This is a genomic window from Roseateles subflavus, from assembly GCF_030285365.1.
Taxonomy (GTDB): Bacteria; Pseudomonadota; Gammaproteobacteria; order Burkholderiales; family Burkholderiaceae_C; genus Roseateles_B; species Roseateles_B subflavus.
This window is the reverse complement of record NZ_JASVDS010000002.1, coordinates 887,598-902,999: the sequence shown is the minus strand read 5'-3', so window position 1 is coordinate 902,999 and position 15,402 is coordinate 887,598. Positions and strand designations below refer to the sequence as shown.

At 67.4% G+C, this 15,402-nt stretch carries 13 protein-coding genes; 3 read left to right on the top strand and 10 right to left on the bottom strand.

The genetic code is table 11. From position 1 onward, the window contains the following. Positions 1 to 123: 123 nt before the first annotated feature. Positions 124 to 327, bottom strand: coding sequence for a YdcH family protein (locus tag QRD43_RS09865; RefSeq protein WP_285982300.1), 204 nt, complete (start codon positions 325 to 327; stop codon positions 124 to 126). A gap of 99 nt (positions 328 to 426) precedes the next feature. Between QRD43_RS09865 and QRD43_RS09860 the strand changes: the two genes are divergently transcribed. Further along, positions 427 to 1,194: a PP2C family protein-serine/threonine phosphatase gene (locus tag QRD43_RS09860; protein ID WP_285982299.1), complete on the top strand. Its 768-nt coding sequence runs from the start codon at positions 427 to 429 to the stop codon at positions 1,192 to 1,194. 40 nt (positions 1,195 to 1,234) lie between these two features. On the opposite strand, the gene QRD43_RS09855 is transcribed toward QRD43_RS09860, so the two are convergent. From QRD43_RS09855 to QRD43_RS09835, 5 genes are all read right to left on the bottom strand, one after another. Further along, the gene (locus tag QRD43_RS09855) at positions 1,235 to 1,858 is read right to left on the bottom strand and encodes a hypothetical protein (RefSeq protein WP_285982298.1); all 624 of its coding nucleotides are present in this window, start codon (positions 1,856 to 1,858) and stop codon (positions 1,235 to 1,237) included. After that, positions 1,855 to 2,955: a cell division protein ZapE gene (gene zapE, locus QRD43_RS09850; protein WP_285982297.1), complete on the bottom strand. Its 1,101-nt coding sequence runs from the start codon at positions 2,953 to 2,955 to the stop codon at positions 1,855 to 1,857. The genes QRD43_RS09855 and zapE overlap by 4 nt, the downstream gene beginning before the upstream one ends. A gap of 74 nt (positions 2,956 to 3,029) precedes the next feature. Next, positions 3,030 to 4,460 carry a dihydrolipoyl dehydrogenase gene (gene lpdA / locus QRD43_RS09845; RefSeq protein ID WP_285982296.1) on the bottom strand — a complete coding sequence of 477 codons (1,431 nt, stop codon included), beginning with the start codon at positions 4,458 to 4,460 and terminating at the stop codon, positions 3,030 to 3,032. Between the two features lie 118 nt (positions 4,461 to 4,578). Then, positions 4,579 to 5,826, bottom strand: a complete 1,248-nt coding sequence (gene odhB, locus QRD43_RS09840) for a 2-oxoglutarate dehydrogenase complex dihydrolipoyllysine-residue succinyltransferase (RefSeq protein WP_285982295.1) — start codon at positions 5,824 to 5,826, stop codon at positions 4,579 to 4,581. A gap of 111 nt (positions 5,827 to 5,937) precedes the next feature. Beyond that, a complete protein-coding gene (locus QRD43_RS09835) occupies positions 5,938 to 8,793 on the bottom strand; it encodes a 2-oxoglutarate dehydrogenase E1 component (RefSeq protein ID WP_285982294.1) in 2,856 nt (951 codons plus the stop codon). Between the two features lie 429 nt (positions 8,794 to 9,222). On the opposite strand from QRD43_RS09835, the gene QRD43_RS09830 reads away from it, so the two are divergent. Continuing rightward, the gene (locus QRD43_RS09830) at positions 9,223 to 10,065 is read left to right on the top strand and encodes a 2OG-Fe(II) oxygenase family protein (RefSeq protein ID WP_285982293.1); all 843 of its coding nucleotides are present in this window, start codon (positions 9,223 to 9,225) and stop codon (positions 10,063 to 10,065) included. 87 nt (positions 10,066 to 10,152) lie between these two features. Continuing rightward, entirely contained in the window at positions 10,153 to 10,446 is a 294-nt protein-coding gene (locus tag QRD43_RS09825; protein ID WP_285982292.1) for a hypothetical protein, read from the top strand. Here QRD43_RS09825 and QRD43_RS09820 read toward each other — a convergent pair whose 3' ends face one another. The 4 genes from QRD43_RS09820 to QRD43_RS09805 all read right to left on the bottom strand — a co-directional run bounded on the left by QRD43_RS09820 (position 10,447) and on the right by QRD43_RS09805 (position 15,288). Then, positions 10,447 to 11,400 (bottom strand): NAD(P)H-dependent flavin oxidoreductase, encoded by a 954-nt coding sequence (locus QRD43_RS09820; RefSeq protein WP_285982291.1) that lies wholly within the window; start codon positions 11,398 to 11,400, stop codon positions 10,447 to 10,449. It abuts the gene before it with no gap. Positions 11,401 to 11,504: 104 nt separating this feature from the next. Continuing rightward, the gene (locus tag QRD43_RS09815; protein WP_285982290.1) at positions 11,505 to 13,298 is read right to left on the bottom strand and encodes an acyl-CoA dehydrogenase; all 1,794 of its coding nucleotides are present in this window, start codon (positions 13,296 to 13,298) and stop codon (positions 11,505 to 11,507) included. Between the two features lie 165 nt (positions 13,299 to 13,463). Beyond that, the gene (locus QRD43_RS09810; protein WP_285982289.1) at positions 13,464 to 14,396 is read right to left on the bottom strand and encodes an electron transfer flavoprotein subunit alpha/FixB family protein; all 933 of its coding nucleotides are present in this window, start codon (positions 14,394 to 14,396) and stop codon (positions 13,464 to 13,466) included. 142 nt (positions 14,397 to 14,538) lie between these two features. Beyond that, complete coding sequence (locus tag QRD43_RS09805; RefSeq protein ID WP_285982288.1) at positions 14,539 to 15,288, bottom strand: electron transfer flavoprotein subunit beta/FixA family protein; 750 nt, start codon at positions 15,286 to 15,288, stop codon at positions 14,539 to 14,541. Positions 15,289 to 15,402: the final 114 nt, after the last annotated feature.

Here is a 15,402-nt window from a genome sequence, read left to right as displayed (position 1 = left end):
CAAGGAAGTGCTCAAGGGCGTGACGTCGTCTGGGTCAGGCGCGGGGCCCGAGCGGTCTTGGGAGGGTGGATCGACCGTGGCACGGCGCGGTGCGCGCGCGGCCCTGGCCGGGCTTGCCGGCCTTCATGCCGGCTCGTCGGGATCGCTGGCCTTCTCCAGCCGGGCAATGCGGTCCTTCAGGACCAGACGCCGCTTCTTGAGGCGCTGCAGCTGCAGCTCGTCCAGGGGCAGCATGACCGACGCGCGGTCGATGAGGCTGTCCAGGTCCGCGTGTTCCATCCGCAATTCGATCAGCTGGCGTGACAGGGAGTGAAGATCTGCGTCCATTTGTGGGTAGATCGCGGGGGAAAGGCGCCTGAATGGGGGCCGCAGCGCCGGTGCGTGGCGGAATCGCGATTATAGTTTTGGGCAAACTCGAGAGACCGCATGAGCCGCAGCAATCCTGGATTTCGACTGAACGCCGCCACGGGCATTCACCGGGGCGACCGCACCTACCAGCAGGACCAGGTCCAGGTCATCGGGCACCCGCGCGTGCCAGGCTGCCTGCTGGCCGTGCTGGCGGATGGGATGGGCGGCAAGAGCGGCGGGCGCAAGGCCGCCGACCAGGTCGTGCTGACCGCGCAGCAGCTCTTCGAGCGCTTCTCGCCCGACGATGAAAGCCCGGCCGACCTGCTCCGCCAGATCGCCGACGAGGCTCACCTGATGATCAAGCTGACCGCCATCTCCGCCGAGGAGGAGCCGCACAGCACGCTCGCCGCCTACCTGATCACCCCGGACCGCCAGTGCCACTGGCTGCACACCGGCGACTCCCGCATCTACTACTTCCGCGGGCCCAACATGCTCAAGCGCACGCTGGACCATTCCTACGTGCAGCGGCTCGTCGACGAAGGCAAGATCAGCGAGGCCGAGGCCAGCACCCATCCGCAATCCAACCTGCTGACGGGCTGCCTGGGCACCGTGCAGGACCCCACGCCCACGCCCGACCAGATCGGTCCGCTGGAGCCCGGCGACTGCCTGATGGCCTGCAGCGACGGCCTGTGGCACTACTTCAATCCGCGCGAGCTCGGCACCGTGCTGCACAGCCTGCCGCCCCGCGAGGCCGCCGAGCTGCTGCTGAACAAGGCCCGCCAGCGAGCGCACGGCAGCGGGGACAACCTCTCGCTGGCCGTGGTACGGATCGAGCCGCTCGGCTGAGCCCCCCCTGACACGGGCGCCCGAGCCCGCGGCGAGGCCCTCAGCGGGGCGCCGAGGCGGCGCTGGCGGGTGGCAGGGGCGGGGCCAGCGGCTTGTGCAGGGCGCGATCCTGCAGGCGCTGCAGGACCTGCCGGCGGTGCGCCTCGGCCTTCTCCAGCCGTTCCTTCTGGTCCTGGGCGCGCCGCGCCGCGGCGGCCTCGGCTTCGCTCCGCTGCTTCTCGACGTCAGGCACCGCCCGCGCCTCGCGGGAGGCCGCACGGGCCGCCGGCGCGGCCTCCGGGATGCTGGCCGGCGGCGGCGCCATCAAGGCGGCACTCCGACGCTGGGCCTCGAGCAGCGCCTGATCCTGGGCCTTCTGGCGCAGGCGATGCCGGCTCTGCACCGCACGCTGCTCGCGCTCGGCCTGGGATTCGGCGATCTCCTCGTCCTGCAGCGGCTGCAGCGCCTGCTGCCGGGCCGTGCGGGCCTCCTGCACGCAGGCGTTGACGGCAAAGCGCGTCTGGCAGGCCTCGACGTCCGCCTGGTAGCGGCGCTCGATCTGCGCCCGCAGCGCGGCGCGCCCCTCGCCCGCCGGCGCGTCAGCCGCCATCGCGGCGCTCGCGCACCGCACGAGGAGGGCAAGCAGCAGGCCGGTGCGCGCCGGCGTTCGAGGCCATCGGTTCATGTCAGGGAGGTGTCCACTTCGCGGCGTTCCAGCTCCAGGTACTCACGGGACTGCATTTCCTGCAGGCGCGACACCGTGCGCGGGAACTCATGGGCCAGCGGGCCCTCGGTGTAGAGCTGATCCGGCGGCACGGCGGCCGAGATGATCAGCTTGCAGCGGCGATCGTAAAGCACGTCCACGAGCCACGTGAAGCGTCGGGCTTCGCTCGCCAGACGCACGGGCATCTCGGGCACGCCGGAGAGGATCAGCGTGTGGAAGCGCGAGGCCAGCTCGAGGTAGTCATTCTGCGAGCGCGGGCCCCCGCACAAGGTCTGGAAATCGAACCACACCACGCCGCCCGCGCGCCGGCGCGAGCGCAGCTCACGGTGCTCGATGTGCAGCCGTGGGTCCTCGTCCTTGGCTTCGGCCAGGCTCTCGAAGGCATGCGTCAGCGCGGCGTCGGCCTTGTCATCGAGCGGGCAGTGGTAGAGCTCCACATGCTCCAGCGAACGCTGGCGATAGTCGGTGCCGTGGTCGACGTTGATCACCTCCATCTTGTCCTTGAGCAGCTCGATGGCCGGCAGGATGCGGTCGCGGTGCAGGCCGTTGGGATAGAGGCCGTCCGGATGGAAGTTGGAGGTGGTGACGATGGACACGCGGTACTTGAACAGCGCGTCCAGCAGCCGGTGCAGGATCATCGCGTCCGTCACGTCGGCCACATGGAATTCATCGAAGCAGATCAGCCGGAAGCGCTTGGCGATGCGCTTGCCCAGCTCATCCAGCGGGTCGGCGATGCCCTTGAGGTCCTGCAGCTCGCGGTGCACCTCGCGCATGAACTCGTGGAAGTGCAGGCGCGTCTTGCGCGTCAAGGGCACGGCCTGGAAGAAGCAGTCCATGAGGAAGCTCTTGCCGCGCCCCACACCGCCGTACATGTAGACGCCGCGCGGGATCGGCGGGCGCACGAGCAGTTTGGTGACGGCATTGCTGCGGCGGGCCTTGTAGTCCGCCCATTCATCCTGGCAGCGCTGCAGGGCCGCGATGGCGCGCAGCTGCGCGGGATCGGCCGTGAAGCCGCGTTCGGCCAGGGTCTGGTGGTAGAGCTCGGTAACGCTGCTCATGGGTCCTCAGGCTACATCTCGTGAAAAGGGGCGACCGAGGCCGCCCCTTCCGAACCCGTGACTTCCGATCGAAATCAGAAGTTCAGGGTGCGCTTGTCCACGGCCAGGGCCGCTTCCTTGGTGGCTTCGCTCAAGGACGGGTGCGCGTGGCAGATGCGGGCGATGTCCTCGGCCGAGGCCTTGAACTCCATCGCGACCACGGCTTCCGAGACCAGCTCGGAGGCGAAGGGGCCGATGATGTGCACGCCCAGGATCTCGTCCGTCTTGGCGTCCGCCAGCATCTTCACGAAGCCGGTGGTGTCACCCAGCGCGCGGGCACGGCCGTTGGCCATGAACGGGAACTGGCCGGCCTTGTACTCGACGCCCTCGGCCTTGAGCTGCTGCTCGGTCTTGCCGACCCAGGCGATCTCGGGGCTGGTGTAGATGACCCAGGGGATGGTGCCGAAGTTCACGTGGCCGTGCTGGCCCGCGATGCGCTCGGCGACGGCCACGCCCTCTTCCTCGGCCTTGTGGGCCAGCATGGGGCCGCGCACGACGTCACCCACGGCCCAGACGTTGGGCAGGTTGGTCTTGCACTCGTCGTCCACCACGATGGCGCCGCGCTCGTCGAGCTTCAGGCCCACGGCGTCGGAGTTCAGGCCGATGGTGTTGGGCACGCGGCCGATCGAGACGATCAGCTTGTCCACCACCAGGCTCTGCTCGGCGCCCTTGGCGTCGGCGTAGGCGATGGTGATGCTGCCGTTGCCCTTGGTCACCGAGGCGATCTTCACGCCGAGCTGGATGTCCAGGCCCTGCTTCTTGAAGACCTTGGCGGCTTCCTTGGCCACGGACTCGTCAGCGGCCCCCAGGAAGGCCGGCATGGCTTCGAGGATGGTCACTTCCGCGCCCAGACGGCGCCACACGGAACCCATCTCCAGGCCGATCACGCCGGAGCCGATCACGCCCAGCTTCTTCGGCGTGGCGGGGATGCGCAGCGCGCCGTCGTTGGAGAGGATCAGCTCCTCGTCGAACTCGGCACCGGGCAGCTGGCGGGCGTTGGAGCCCGTGGCGATGATGACGTGCTTGGCGGTCAGCGTCTCTTCGGCGGCGCCGGCCACCTTGATCTCGTAGCCGCCGTCCTTGGCAGCCACGAAGGAGCCGCGGCCGTGGAAGAAGCTGACCTTGTTCTTCTTGAACAGGTAGAGGATGCCGTCGTTGTTCTGCTTCACGACGGTGGCCTTGCGGCCGATCATCTTGGCGACGTCGATCTGGACGTTGTCCGCCGTGATGCCGTGGTCGGCGAAGTGGTGGTTGGCGTGCTCGAAGTGCTCCGAGGACTGCAGCAGGGCCTTGGAGGGGATGCAGCCGACGTTGGTGCAGGTGCCGCCCGGTGCGGGGCCGCCCTTCTCGTTCTTCCACTCGTCGATGCAGGCCGCGTTGAAGCCCAGCTGGGCGGCGCGGATGGCAGCGATGTAGCCGCCGGGGCCGCCGCCGATCACGACGACGTCAAAGTTCTTGGTGCTCATGTCTTGATTCCTTGTCGCAGCAGGCCCCGAGGGCTCGGGGCATGGCAAACGGCCTCAGGCTCGCGCCAGGATCCGGGGATGGACCTGCCGCGCTGCCCTGAGGCCGCGCAGTCACCGTTTAGATATCAAACAGCAGACGGGCCGGGTCTTCCAGCGCTTCCTTCATCGTCACCAGACCCAGCACGGCTTCGCGGCCGTCGATGATGCGGTGGTCGTAGGACATCGCGAGGTAGTTGATCGGGCGCACCACGACCTGGCCGTTCTCGACCACGGCGCGGTCCTTGGTGGCATGCACGCCCAGGATGGCCGATTGCGGCGGGTTGATGATGGGGGTCGACAGCATGGAGCCGAAGGTGCCGCCATTGGAGATGGAGAAGGTGCCGCCGGTCAGGTCGTCGATCGAGATCTTGCCTTCCTTGGCCTTCTGGCCGAACTCGGCGATCTTCTTCTCGATGTCGGCGAAGCTCAGCTGGTCGGCATTGCGGATGATGGGCACGACCAGGCCGCGGGGCGAGCCCACGGCGATGCCGATGTCGAAGTAGCCGTGGTAGACGATGTCATTGCCGTCGACCGAGGCGTTCAGCACCGGGAACTTCTTCAGCGCGGCGACAGCGGCCTTCACGAAGAAGCTCATGAAGCCCAGCTTGACGCCGTGTTCCTTCTCGAACTTCTCCTGGAACTTCTTGCGCATCTCCATCAGCGGGGCCATGTTCACTTCGTTGAACGTGGTCAGGATGGCGTTGGTCGACTGCGACTGGATCAGACGCTCGGCGACGCGGGCGCGCAGGCGGCTCATCGGCACGCGCTGCTCGGGGCGGTCACCCAGGCTCTGAGCCACCGGTGCGGCCACGGCGGGCAGCGGCTTGGCGGCGGCTACGGGCGCGGCGACGGGCCCGGCCACGGCGGCGGGCTTGGCGCCGGCGGCCAGGGCGTCGCCCTTGGTCACGCGGCCGTCCTTGCCGGAGCCGGCGACGTCGGTGGCCTGCAGGCCCTTCTCGGCCAGGATCTTGGCGGCGGCGGGCATGGCCACGTCACCCTTGCTGGCAGTGGCGGCAGCTGCCGGCGCCGCAGCCGGGGCAGCGGCGACCACCGGCTGCACCTGCAGCGGGCTGGCCTGGGCCTTGCCGTCGGTGTCGATGCGGGCGATGACCTCTTCGCTGGCCACGCTTTCGCCGTCGTTCTTGATGATCTGCGCCATCACGCCGGCGCTCGGCGCGGGCACTTCCAGGACGACCTTGTCGGTCTCGATCTCGATCAGGATCTCGTCCACCGCGACGGCTTCGCCGGGCTTCTTCTTCCAGGAGATCAGGGTGCCTTCGGACACCGATTCGGACAGTTGGGGAACCTTGACTTCAACGATTGCCATGATGATTCTTTCTGCTTGCTGCTGGGCTGGCCGCTCACTGCCGGCGGTCTGACGTCACGAGGAGGACGCCCGAACCGCCGGGGTCAGGAGCGGCACCGAGTGCCGCTTGACTTATTTGGTGAGAACGAAGCCCTTGAGCTTGGCGAAGGCCTGATCCAGCAGCGCCTTTTGCTGCTCCTGGTGCAGGTGCGCATAGCCGCAAGCCGGCGAGGCCGAGGCCGGACGACCGGCGAAGCCCAGCTTCTGGCCGTCCTGCATGTTCTCGTGGATGTAGTGCTGCACGAAGAACCAGGCGCCCTGGTTCTGCGGCTCGTCCTGGCACCACACGATGTCCGCGAGGTTCGGGTACTTCTTGATCTCGGCAGCAAAGGCCTTGTGCGGGAAGGGATAGAGCTGCTCGACGCGGATGATGGCCACGTCGGTCGCCTTCTTCTCCTCGCGCTTCTTGACCAGGTCGTAGTAGACCTTGCCCGAGCAGGCGATCACGCGCTTGACCTTGGCGGCGTCGATGCTGGCGTCCAGCTCGCCGATCACGGTCTGGAACTCACCCTTGGTGAACTCGGACAGCGGCGAGGTGGCGTCCTTGGCACGCAGCAGGCTCTTGGGGGTCATGATGACCAGCGGCTTGCGGAACATGCGCAGCATCTGGCGACGCAGCACGTGGAAGATCTGCGAGGCCGTGGTGGGCTGCACGATCTGCATGTTGTTGTCCGCGGCCAGCTGCATGAAGCGCTCCAGGCGGGCCGAGCTGTGCTCGGGGCCCTGGCCTTCGTAGCCGTGCGGCAGCATCATGGTCAGGCCGTTGGCACGGCCCCACTTCACTTCGCCGGAGGCGATGAACTGGTCGATCACGACCTGCGCACCGTTGACGAAGTCGCCGAACTGGGCTTCCCAGATGGTCAGCGTGTTGGGCTCGGCGGCGGCATAGCCGTACTCGAAGCCCAGCACGGCCTCTTCCGACAGGATGGAGTCGATGACCACGAACGGCGCCTGGTTCTCGGCCACGTTCTGCAGCGGGATGAAGGAGCCTTCGTCCCAGTTGCTGCGGTTCTGGTCATGGATCACGGCATGGCGGTGCGTGAAGGTGCCACGGCCGCAGTCCTCACCCGACAGACGCACGGGGTAGCCCGAGGCGACCAGCGAGGCGAAGGCCATGTGCTCGCCCATGCCCCAGTCGACGTTGATCTCGCCACGGCCCATGGCGGCGCGGTCGGCGATCAGCTTCTGCACCAGGTTGTGCGGGACGAAGTCCTTGGGCAGCGTGGTGATGCGCTCGGCCAGCCGCTTCCATTCGGAGACGGGGATGGCGGTGTCGCAGTTGTCCGTCCACTTCTTGCCCAGGAAGGGCGTCCAGTCCGTGGCGTACTTGCCCTTGTAGTTGGTCAGCACCGGGTCCACGGTGTGACGGCCTTCGTCCATGGCGGCGCGGTAGGCCTTGACCATGTTGTCGGGCTCGTCCGCAGCCAGGGCGGTCTGGGCGACCAGCTTGTCGGCGTACAGCTTGCGGGTGCCGGGGTGGGCGGCCACCTTCTTGTACATCAGCGGCTGCGTCAGGGCCGGGGTGTCCTGCTCGTTGTGGCCCAGCTTGCGGAAGCAGACGATGTCGATGACCACGTCCTTCTTGAACGCGGTGCGGTAGTCCATCGCCAGCTGCGCGGCCCACACGACGGCTTCCGGGTCATCACCGTTCACGTGCAGCACCGGGGCCTCGATCATCTTGACGACGTCGGAGCAGTACTGCGTGGAGCGCAGGTCGCGCGGATCGCTGGTGGTGAAGCCGATCTGGTTGTTGATGACGATGTGCACCGTGCCGCCCGTGCGGTAGCCGCGGGTCTGGGCCATGCACAGGGTTTCCTGCACGACGCCCTGGCCGCCGAAGGCCGCATCACCGTGTACCAGCACCGGCAGCACCTGGCTGCCGGCGGTGTCGCCGCGGCGGTCCTGGCGGGCGCGCACGCTGCCCTCCACCACCGGGTTCACGATTTCCAGGTGCGAGGGGTTGAAGGCCAGGCTCAGGTGGACGGGGCCGCCCTGCGTGGACACATCGCTCGAGAAGCCCTGGTGGTACTTCACGTCACCGGCCGGCAGGTCGTGGGCACCCTTGTGCTCGAACTCGGCGAACAGGTCCTTGGGCATCTTGCCCAGAGTGTTCACCAGCACGTTCAGGCGGCCGCGGTGGGCCATGCCGATCACGATTTCCTGCACGCCGTTCTCGCCGGCGCGCTGGATCAGCTCGTCCATCGCCGCGATGAAGCTCTCGCCGCCTTCCAGCGAGAAACGCTTCTGGCCGACGTACTTGGTGTGCAGATAGCGTTCGAGGCCTTCGGCCGCGGTCAGGCGGTCGAGGATGCGCTTCTTGTCTTGCGCCGCGAAGCTCGGCTTGCCGCGCTGCTTCTCGAGGCGTTCCTGCCACCAGCGCTTCTCGGCCGGGTCGGAGCCATGCATGAACTCGGCGCCGATGGTGCCGCAGTAGGTCTCGCGCAGGGCCTGCACGATCTGGCGCAGGCTCATGGTCTCGCCACCGAAGTAGGTGTTGGCGGCGGAGAAGGCGATGTCCATGTCGGACTCGCTCAGGTCGTAGAAGGCCGGATCGAGTTCGGGAATCTTGGGACGCTCACCACGCTTGAGCGGGTCGAGCTCGGCCCAGCGGTTGCCGAGGAAGCGGTAGGCGGCAATCAGGGACTGGACGTGCACCTGCTTGCGGGCCACGGCCAGATCGGCGCTGGAGGCCTTGTTGCCGAAGGCGTTGGCCTTGGCGCGTTGGGCGAAGGACTCGATCACGGGCGCATGGGCCACATCGCGAGAGTCGGTGCCGTCCACGGCAGGGACGTGCTGGAGGGCGTCGAAGTAGGCGCGCCAGTTGTCCGGCACGGAACCCGGGTTGTCGAGGTAAGCCTCGTACATCTCTTCGACATAGGGCGCATTGCCCCCGAACAGGTACGAATTCGACCTGTATTGCTGCATCATTTCGCTCACCTCTCGCCTCGGTTTCCGAAGCTGTTGGCTGGTTGGACAACCTTCCGCGACACGGCTTGACCGGTTGGCGGATTGCGACCCGCCTTTGCTGTTGCCAGAAAAGGGGACGGGAAGGACCTGAGGATCCGCCTCGGCCCACCGGGCAATTGGCAAAAATCCTCATCACAGGGAACCGGACTGTAACACCCTTGCCATCTGCCACCAATGCGCCTGTCGCATTGATCTTCGGCAACTTGTGTGCAGTCCTGAGGCTTTTGCACGCCCCGCCGGGGGTCAGCTCTTGCCCATTTGAGCGGGACCTCGCCGGAGCACATCGGGCCAAACGTTTGCGAATTCAGAGGGCATCGCCTAGACTTCCCGCGCGCGCCACGGCCCCGCGATTGAATGGCCGGGCGACGGGAAGAGAAAAGGACCTCCCCCATGCAAGTCAGCGTCGTTGACTACCGCGCCCCGGATGCCGCCGAGCGCTTCACCCGTTCCCTCCATGAAACCGGCTTCGGCGTCCTGGTGAACCACCCGATCCCCCAGCCGCTGGTCGAGAAGATCTACGGCGACTGGCTGGGCTTCTTCAACGGGGACGAGAAGACGGGTTACGCCTTCTCCAAGGAGACCCAGGACGGCTGGTTCTCCACCGAGATCTCCGAGACGGCCAAGGGCTTCACCCAGAAGGACATCAAGGAGTACTTCCACATCTACCCCTGGGGCCGCATCCCGCCGAGCCTCAAGGACGATGCGATGCAGTACTACGGCCTGGCCAACGGCCTGGCGGCGGAGCTGCTGTCGTGGGTCGAGAAGCACACCCCCGCGGACATCGCGAAGAACTACCGCGAGCCGCTGTCCCACATGATCAAGGACAGCAGCCAGACGCTGCTGCGCGTGCTGCGCTACCCGCCGCTGACGGGCCAGGAGCCCGCAGGCTCCCTGCGCGCGGCCCCGCATGGCGACATCAACCTGCTGACCATCCTGCCCGCCGCCAACGAACCGGGCCTGCAGGTCCAGGCCAAGGACGGCAGCTGGGTGGACGTGCCCTGCGATTTCGGCATGCTCATCATCAACATCGGCGACATGCTGCAGGAAGCCTCGCAGGGCTACTACCCCTCGACCATCCACCGCGTGGTGAACCCCACCGGCGAAGGCGCGAAGAAGAGCCGCATCTCCCTGCCCCTCTTCCTGCATCCGCGCAACGAGGTGGTGCTGAGCGATCGATACACGGCGCACGCCTATCTGGAGGAGCGGCTGCGGGAGCTGGGTGTCAAGACCTGACCCCCGTGCCCGTCAATGAACAAGGCCGCCCTGGGGCGGCCTTTCTCATGGGCACTGGCCGGCGCTCGCAGCGCTACAGTGCGGCGCATGCCCCACCCTCGCATCATCGAGATCCACCCCGACGCACCGCCCAAGCCGGCAGTCGGCGAATCCTGCAATGGCTGCGGCGTCTGCTGCCTCGCCGAGCCCTGCCCGCTGGGCATGCTGCTGAGCCGGCGTCTGCGTGGGGCCTGCGTAGCCCTGCGCTGGGAAGGTGGACGCTATGTGTGTGGTGCCCTGGGGGCGAAGCCCCGCGGCCTGCGGGGCTGGCTGGTGCGCCGCTGGATCGGCGCGGGCCAGGGCTGCGACTGCTCGCTGGAGCCCCAGCCGCCCGAAGGCTGATCAGCCCAGCGCCAGGCGGGCGCGTGCGGCGCGGTACTCGCGCTCCAGGCGATCCACCAGCTGCGCGGCCGGCACCACCTCGCGGATGGCGCCGATGCCCTGCCCGCAGCCCCAGATGTCCTTCCAGGCCTTCTTGGAGTCGCCCCCGAAGTTCATCGCGCTCGGATCGGACTCCGGCAGGTTCTCCGGATCCATGCCCGCCGCGACGATGGAGCCCTTCAGGTAGTTGCCATGCACGCCGGTGAAGAGGTTGCTGTAGACGATGTCGTCGCTGTTGCTGGCCACGATCATCTGCTTGTAGGCCTCGGCGGCGCGGGCCTCTTCGGTCGCGATGAAGGCCGAGCCCATGTAGGCGAAGTCCGCGCCCATGGCCTGCGCCGCGAGCACGGCGTCACCCGTGGCCATCGAGCCCGACAGCGCCAGCGGGCCGTCGAACCACTCGCGGATCTCCTGGATCAGGGCAAACGGGCTCTTGGTGCCGGCATGGCCACCCGCGCCCGCAGCCACAGCGATGAGGCCGTCGGCGCCCTTCTCAATGGCCTTGTGGGCGAACTTGTTGTTGATGATGTCGTGCATCACCAGGCCGCCCCAGGCATGCACGGCCTGGTTGACGTCCTCGCGGGCGCCCAGGGACGTGATGACCAGCGGCACCTTGTACTTCTCGCACACGGCCATGTCCTGCTCGAGGCGGTCATTGCTCTTGTGCACGATCTGGTTGATCGCGAAGGGCGCGGCCGGGCGGTCCGGATGCGCGCGGTCATGCTCGGCCAGGGCCTCGGTGATCTCGGCGAGCCAGTCGTCCAGCTGCGCGGCCGGGCGGGCGTTCAGCGAAGGCATGGAGCCCACGATGCCCGCGGTGCACTGGGCGATCACGAGCTTGGGGTTGCTGATGATGAACAGCGGCGAGCCGATGACGGGCAGGCGCAGGCGCTTCAACAAGGCGGGCACGGTCATTCCAAGTCCTTCCGGAAAGACGGATCAACGAGAGGGAAGATGAACCGGCAAGACCTGGCACCGGCAAAGCGGGGTCAGGTCTTGCCCGGGGGGCGAAACCTCGATCAGAAGGCTTCCAGGGCCAGCGCCGTGACGCTCTCGGCGCCCTCGACGATGGCATCGCGCTGCGCCAGTGCGCGCGGCAGGATGTGCTCGGCGTAGAAGCGCGCCGTGGCGATCTTGGCCTGCATGAAGGCCACATCCTCGCCGGCGGCGAGCTTGTCCTCGGCCACGATCAGCGCGCGGGCCAGCTGCCAGCCGGCGACCAGGTTGCCCGCCAGCATCAGGTAGGGCACGGACCCGGCGAAGGCCGCGTTCGGATTGCCCTTGCCGCTGCCGGCGATGAACTCGGCCGACTCGATGAAGGCCTTGCGGGCCGAGGCCAGCTGCTTGAGCATGGCCCGGGCGGCCGCGCTGTCGCGCTTGGCGAGCAGGGCTTCCGTGCCTTCGATCTGGGCCGCGACGGCCTTGGCCATCTGGGCACCGTCACGCAGGGTCTTGCGGCCCACGAGGTCGTTCGCCTGGATGGCGGTCGTGCCTTCGTAGATGGTCAGGATCTTGGCGTCACGGTAGTACTGGGCCGCGCCGGTCTCCTCGATGAAGCCCATGCCGCCATGCACCTGCACGCCCAGCGAGGTCACTTCCAGGCTCATCTCGGTGCTGTAGCCCTTCACCAGGGGCACCATGAACTCGTAGAAGGTCTGGTTCTGCTTGCGGGTGTCGGCATCCGGATGATGGTGCGCGGCGTCGTACGCGGCGGCCGCCACCAGGGACATGGCACGGCAGCCTTCGGTCAGCGAGCGCATGGTCATCAGCATGCGGCGCACATCCGGGTGGTGGATGATGGCGGCGCTGCCGGCCACCGAGCCATCCACCGGGCGCGACTGCACGCGGTCACGCGCGTACTGCACGGCCTTCTGGTAGGCGCGGTCGGCAATGGCGATGCCCTGCACGCCCACGCCGAAGCGGGCGGCGTTCATCATGATGAACATGTACTCGAGGCCGCGGTTCTCCTGGCCGATCAGCGTGCCGATGGCACCGCCGTGATCGCCGAACTGCAGCACGGCGGTCGGGCTGGCCTTGATGCCCATCTTGTGCTCGATGGACACGCAGTGCGCGTCGTTGCGGGCGCCCAGCGAGCCGTCGGCGTTGACCAGGAACTTCGGCACGAGGAACAGGCTGATGCCCTTCACGCCCTCCGGCGCCCCGGCCACGCGGGCCAGCACCAGGTGGACGATGTTCTCGGCCATGTCGTGCTCACCGTAGGTGATGAAGATCTTGGTGCCGAAGATCTTGTAGGTGCCGTCCGGCTGCGGCTCGGCGCGGGTGCGCACCAGGGCCAGGTCCGAACCGGCCTGCGGCTCGGTCAGGTTCATGGTGCCGGTCCAGCTGCCGTCGATCAGCTTGGGCAGGTAGACGGCCTTCTGCTCGTCGCTGCCGGCCGTCAGCAGCGCCTCGATGGCGCCGTCGGTCAGCAGCGGGCACAGCGCGAAGCTCATGTTGGCGCTGTTGATCATCTCGCCGCAGGCGGCGCCGATGGTCTTGGGCAGGCCCTGGCCACCGAAGTCCGTCGGGTGCTGCAGACCCTGCCAGCCGCCCGCGGCGAACTGCTTGAAGGCCTCCTTGAAGCCCGGGGTCGTGAAGACCTGGCCGTCCTTCCAGTAGCTGGGGTTCTTGTCGCCTTCGAAGTTCAGCGGGGCGATCACATCCTCGTTGAGCTTGGCGCACTCTTCCAGCACGGCCTGGGCGGTCTCGACGCCGTAGTCGGCGAACTCAGGGATCGACTCGGTCAGCTGCTGCAGGCCGGCGAGCTCCTGCATGGTGAAGATCATGTCCTTGACGGGGGCGCGGTAAGTCATCGTCTTGTCTCCAGATGGACGAAGGGCGCCGCAACCGTGAGTTCCGGCGCCCTGCTGATGTCAGCCCCCAGACCTGTCACCTGGTGCCAGGCTCCCCCCGAGGGGGCAAGGAAGCTGGGGGCGGCCCTGCGCTTCCTTGAGAGGCTGTGGGCGTGTGGGTGCGGCTCAGAGGCTGTTGACCAGCTCCGGCACGGCCGTGAACAGGTCGGCTTCCAGGCCGTAGTCGGCCACCGAGAAGATCGGGGCTTCCGGGTCCTTGTTGATGGCGACGATCACCTTGGAGTCCTTCATGCCGGCCAGATGCTGGATGGCGCCGCTGATGCCGCAGGCGATGTACAGCTGCGGCGCGACGATCTTGCCGGTCTGGCCGACCTGCCAGTCGTTGGGGGCATAGCCGGCGTCCACGGCGGCGCGCGAGGCACCCAGGGCGGCGCCCAGCTTGTCGGCCAGCGGGATCAGGACTTCATTGAACTTGTCGCTGGAGCCCAGGGCACGGCCACCGGAGACGATGATCTTGGCGGCGGTCAGCTCGGGGCGGTCGCTCTTGGTGACCTCACGACCCACGAAGCTGCTCTTGCCGCTGTCGGCGGCGGCAGCCACGGTCTCGACGGCGGCGCTGCCACCGGTCGCGGCGGCGGCATCAAAGCCGGTCGTGCGGACGGTGATCACCTTGACGGCATCGGCCGACTGCACGGTGGCGATGGCGTTGCCGGCGTAGATCGGACGCTCGAAGGTGTCGGCGCTGAGGACCTTGGTGACGTCGCTCAGCTGGGCCACGTCCAGCAGGGCGGCGACGCGCGGGGCGACGTTCTTGCCCGAGGCGGTGGCGGGGAACAGCAGGTGGCTGTAGCCGGAGGCCACGGCCAGCACCTGGGCAGCCAGGTTCTCGGCCAGGCCATCGGCCAGGGCGGCGCTGTCGGCGTGCAGCACCTTGCTCACGCCCGCGATCTGGGCGGCCGCGGCGGCAGCGGCGGCGGCATTGTGGCCGGCCACCAGCACATGGACGTCCCCACCAGCGGCCACAGCGGCCGTGACGGTGTTCAGCGTGGCGCCCTTGATGGACGCATTGTCGTGTTCGGCAATGACGAGTGCGGTCATGTCTTCTATCTCCATCAGTGCGGCGCCAACAGTCGCCGCACCACTCAATCTGTTTTGATGTCCCGAATGGGGCATGCGGATCCGGCTTTGCCGGGCCGCCATGCCCGCCCCCTGGCAGGGGGCGCGCGAAGCGCGTAGGGGGTCAGATCACTTTTGCTTCGTTCTTGAGCTTGGACACCAGCGTGGCCACATCCGGCACCTTGATGCCGGCGCTGCGCTTGGGCGGCTCCTCGACCTTCAGGGTCTTGATGCGGGGAGCGACGTCCACGCCCAGATCCGCCGGCTTGACGACGTCGAGCTGCTTCTTCTTGGCCTTCATGATGTTGGGCAGCGTGACGTAGCGCGGCTCGTTCAGGCGCAGGTCGGTGGTGACCACGGCCGGCAGGCTCAGGGACACGGTCTCGAGGCCGCCGTCCACTTCGCGGGTCACGGCCACCTTGCCGTCGGCCACTTCAACCTTGGAGGCGAAGGTGCCCTGCGGCAGGCCGGTCAGCGCGGCCAGCATCTGGCCGGTCTGGTTGCAATCATCATCGATGGCCTGCTTGCCGAGGATCACCAGCTGGGGCTGCTCCTTGTCGACCAGGGCCTTCAGGATCTTGGCCACGGCCAGGGGCTGCAGCTCGGCGTCGGTCTCGACTAGGATGGCGCGATCGGCGCCGATGGCCATGGCGGTGCGCAGGGTCTCCTGGCACTGGGTCACGCCGCAGGACACGGCGATCACCTCGGTGACGACGCCCTTTTCCTTCAGGCGCACAGCCTCTTCGACGGCGATCTCGTCAAAGGGGTTCATGGACATCTTCACATTGGCGATGTCCACGCCCGTGCCGTCACTCTTGACGCGCACCTTGACGTTGTAGTCGACGACTCGTTTGACGGGAACCAATACCTTCATCGAAGCACTCCAGGCGAATTGACGTAAACGTTAATCAGGATTCTACGGGGGTCTGACGCCCATCCGCGAAGCCCTGCACGTCGCACGTCCATCAAGGTGAAAAATAAAACGAAC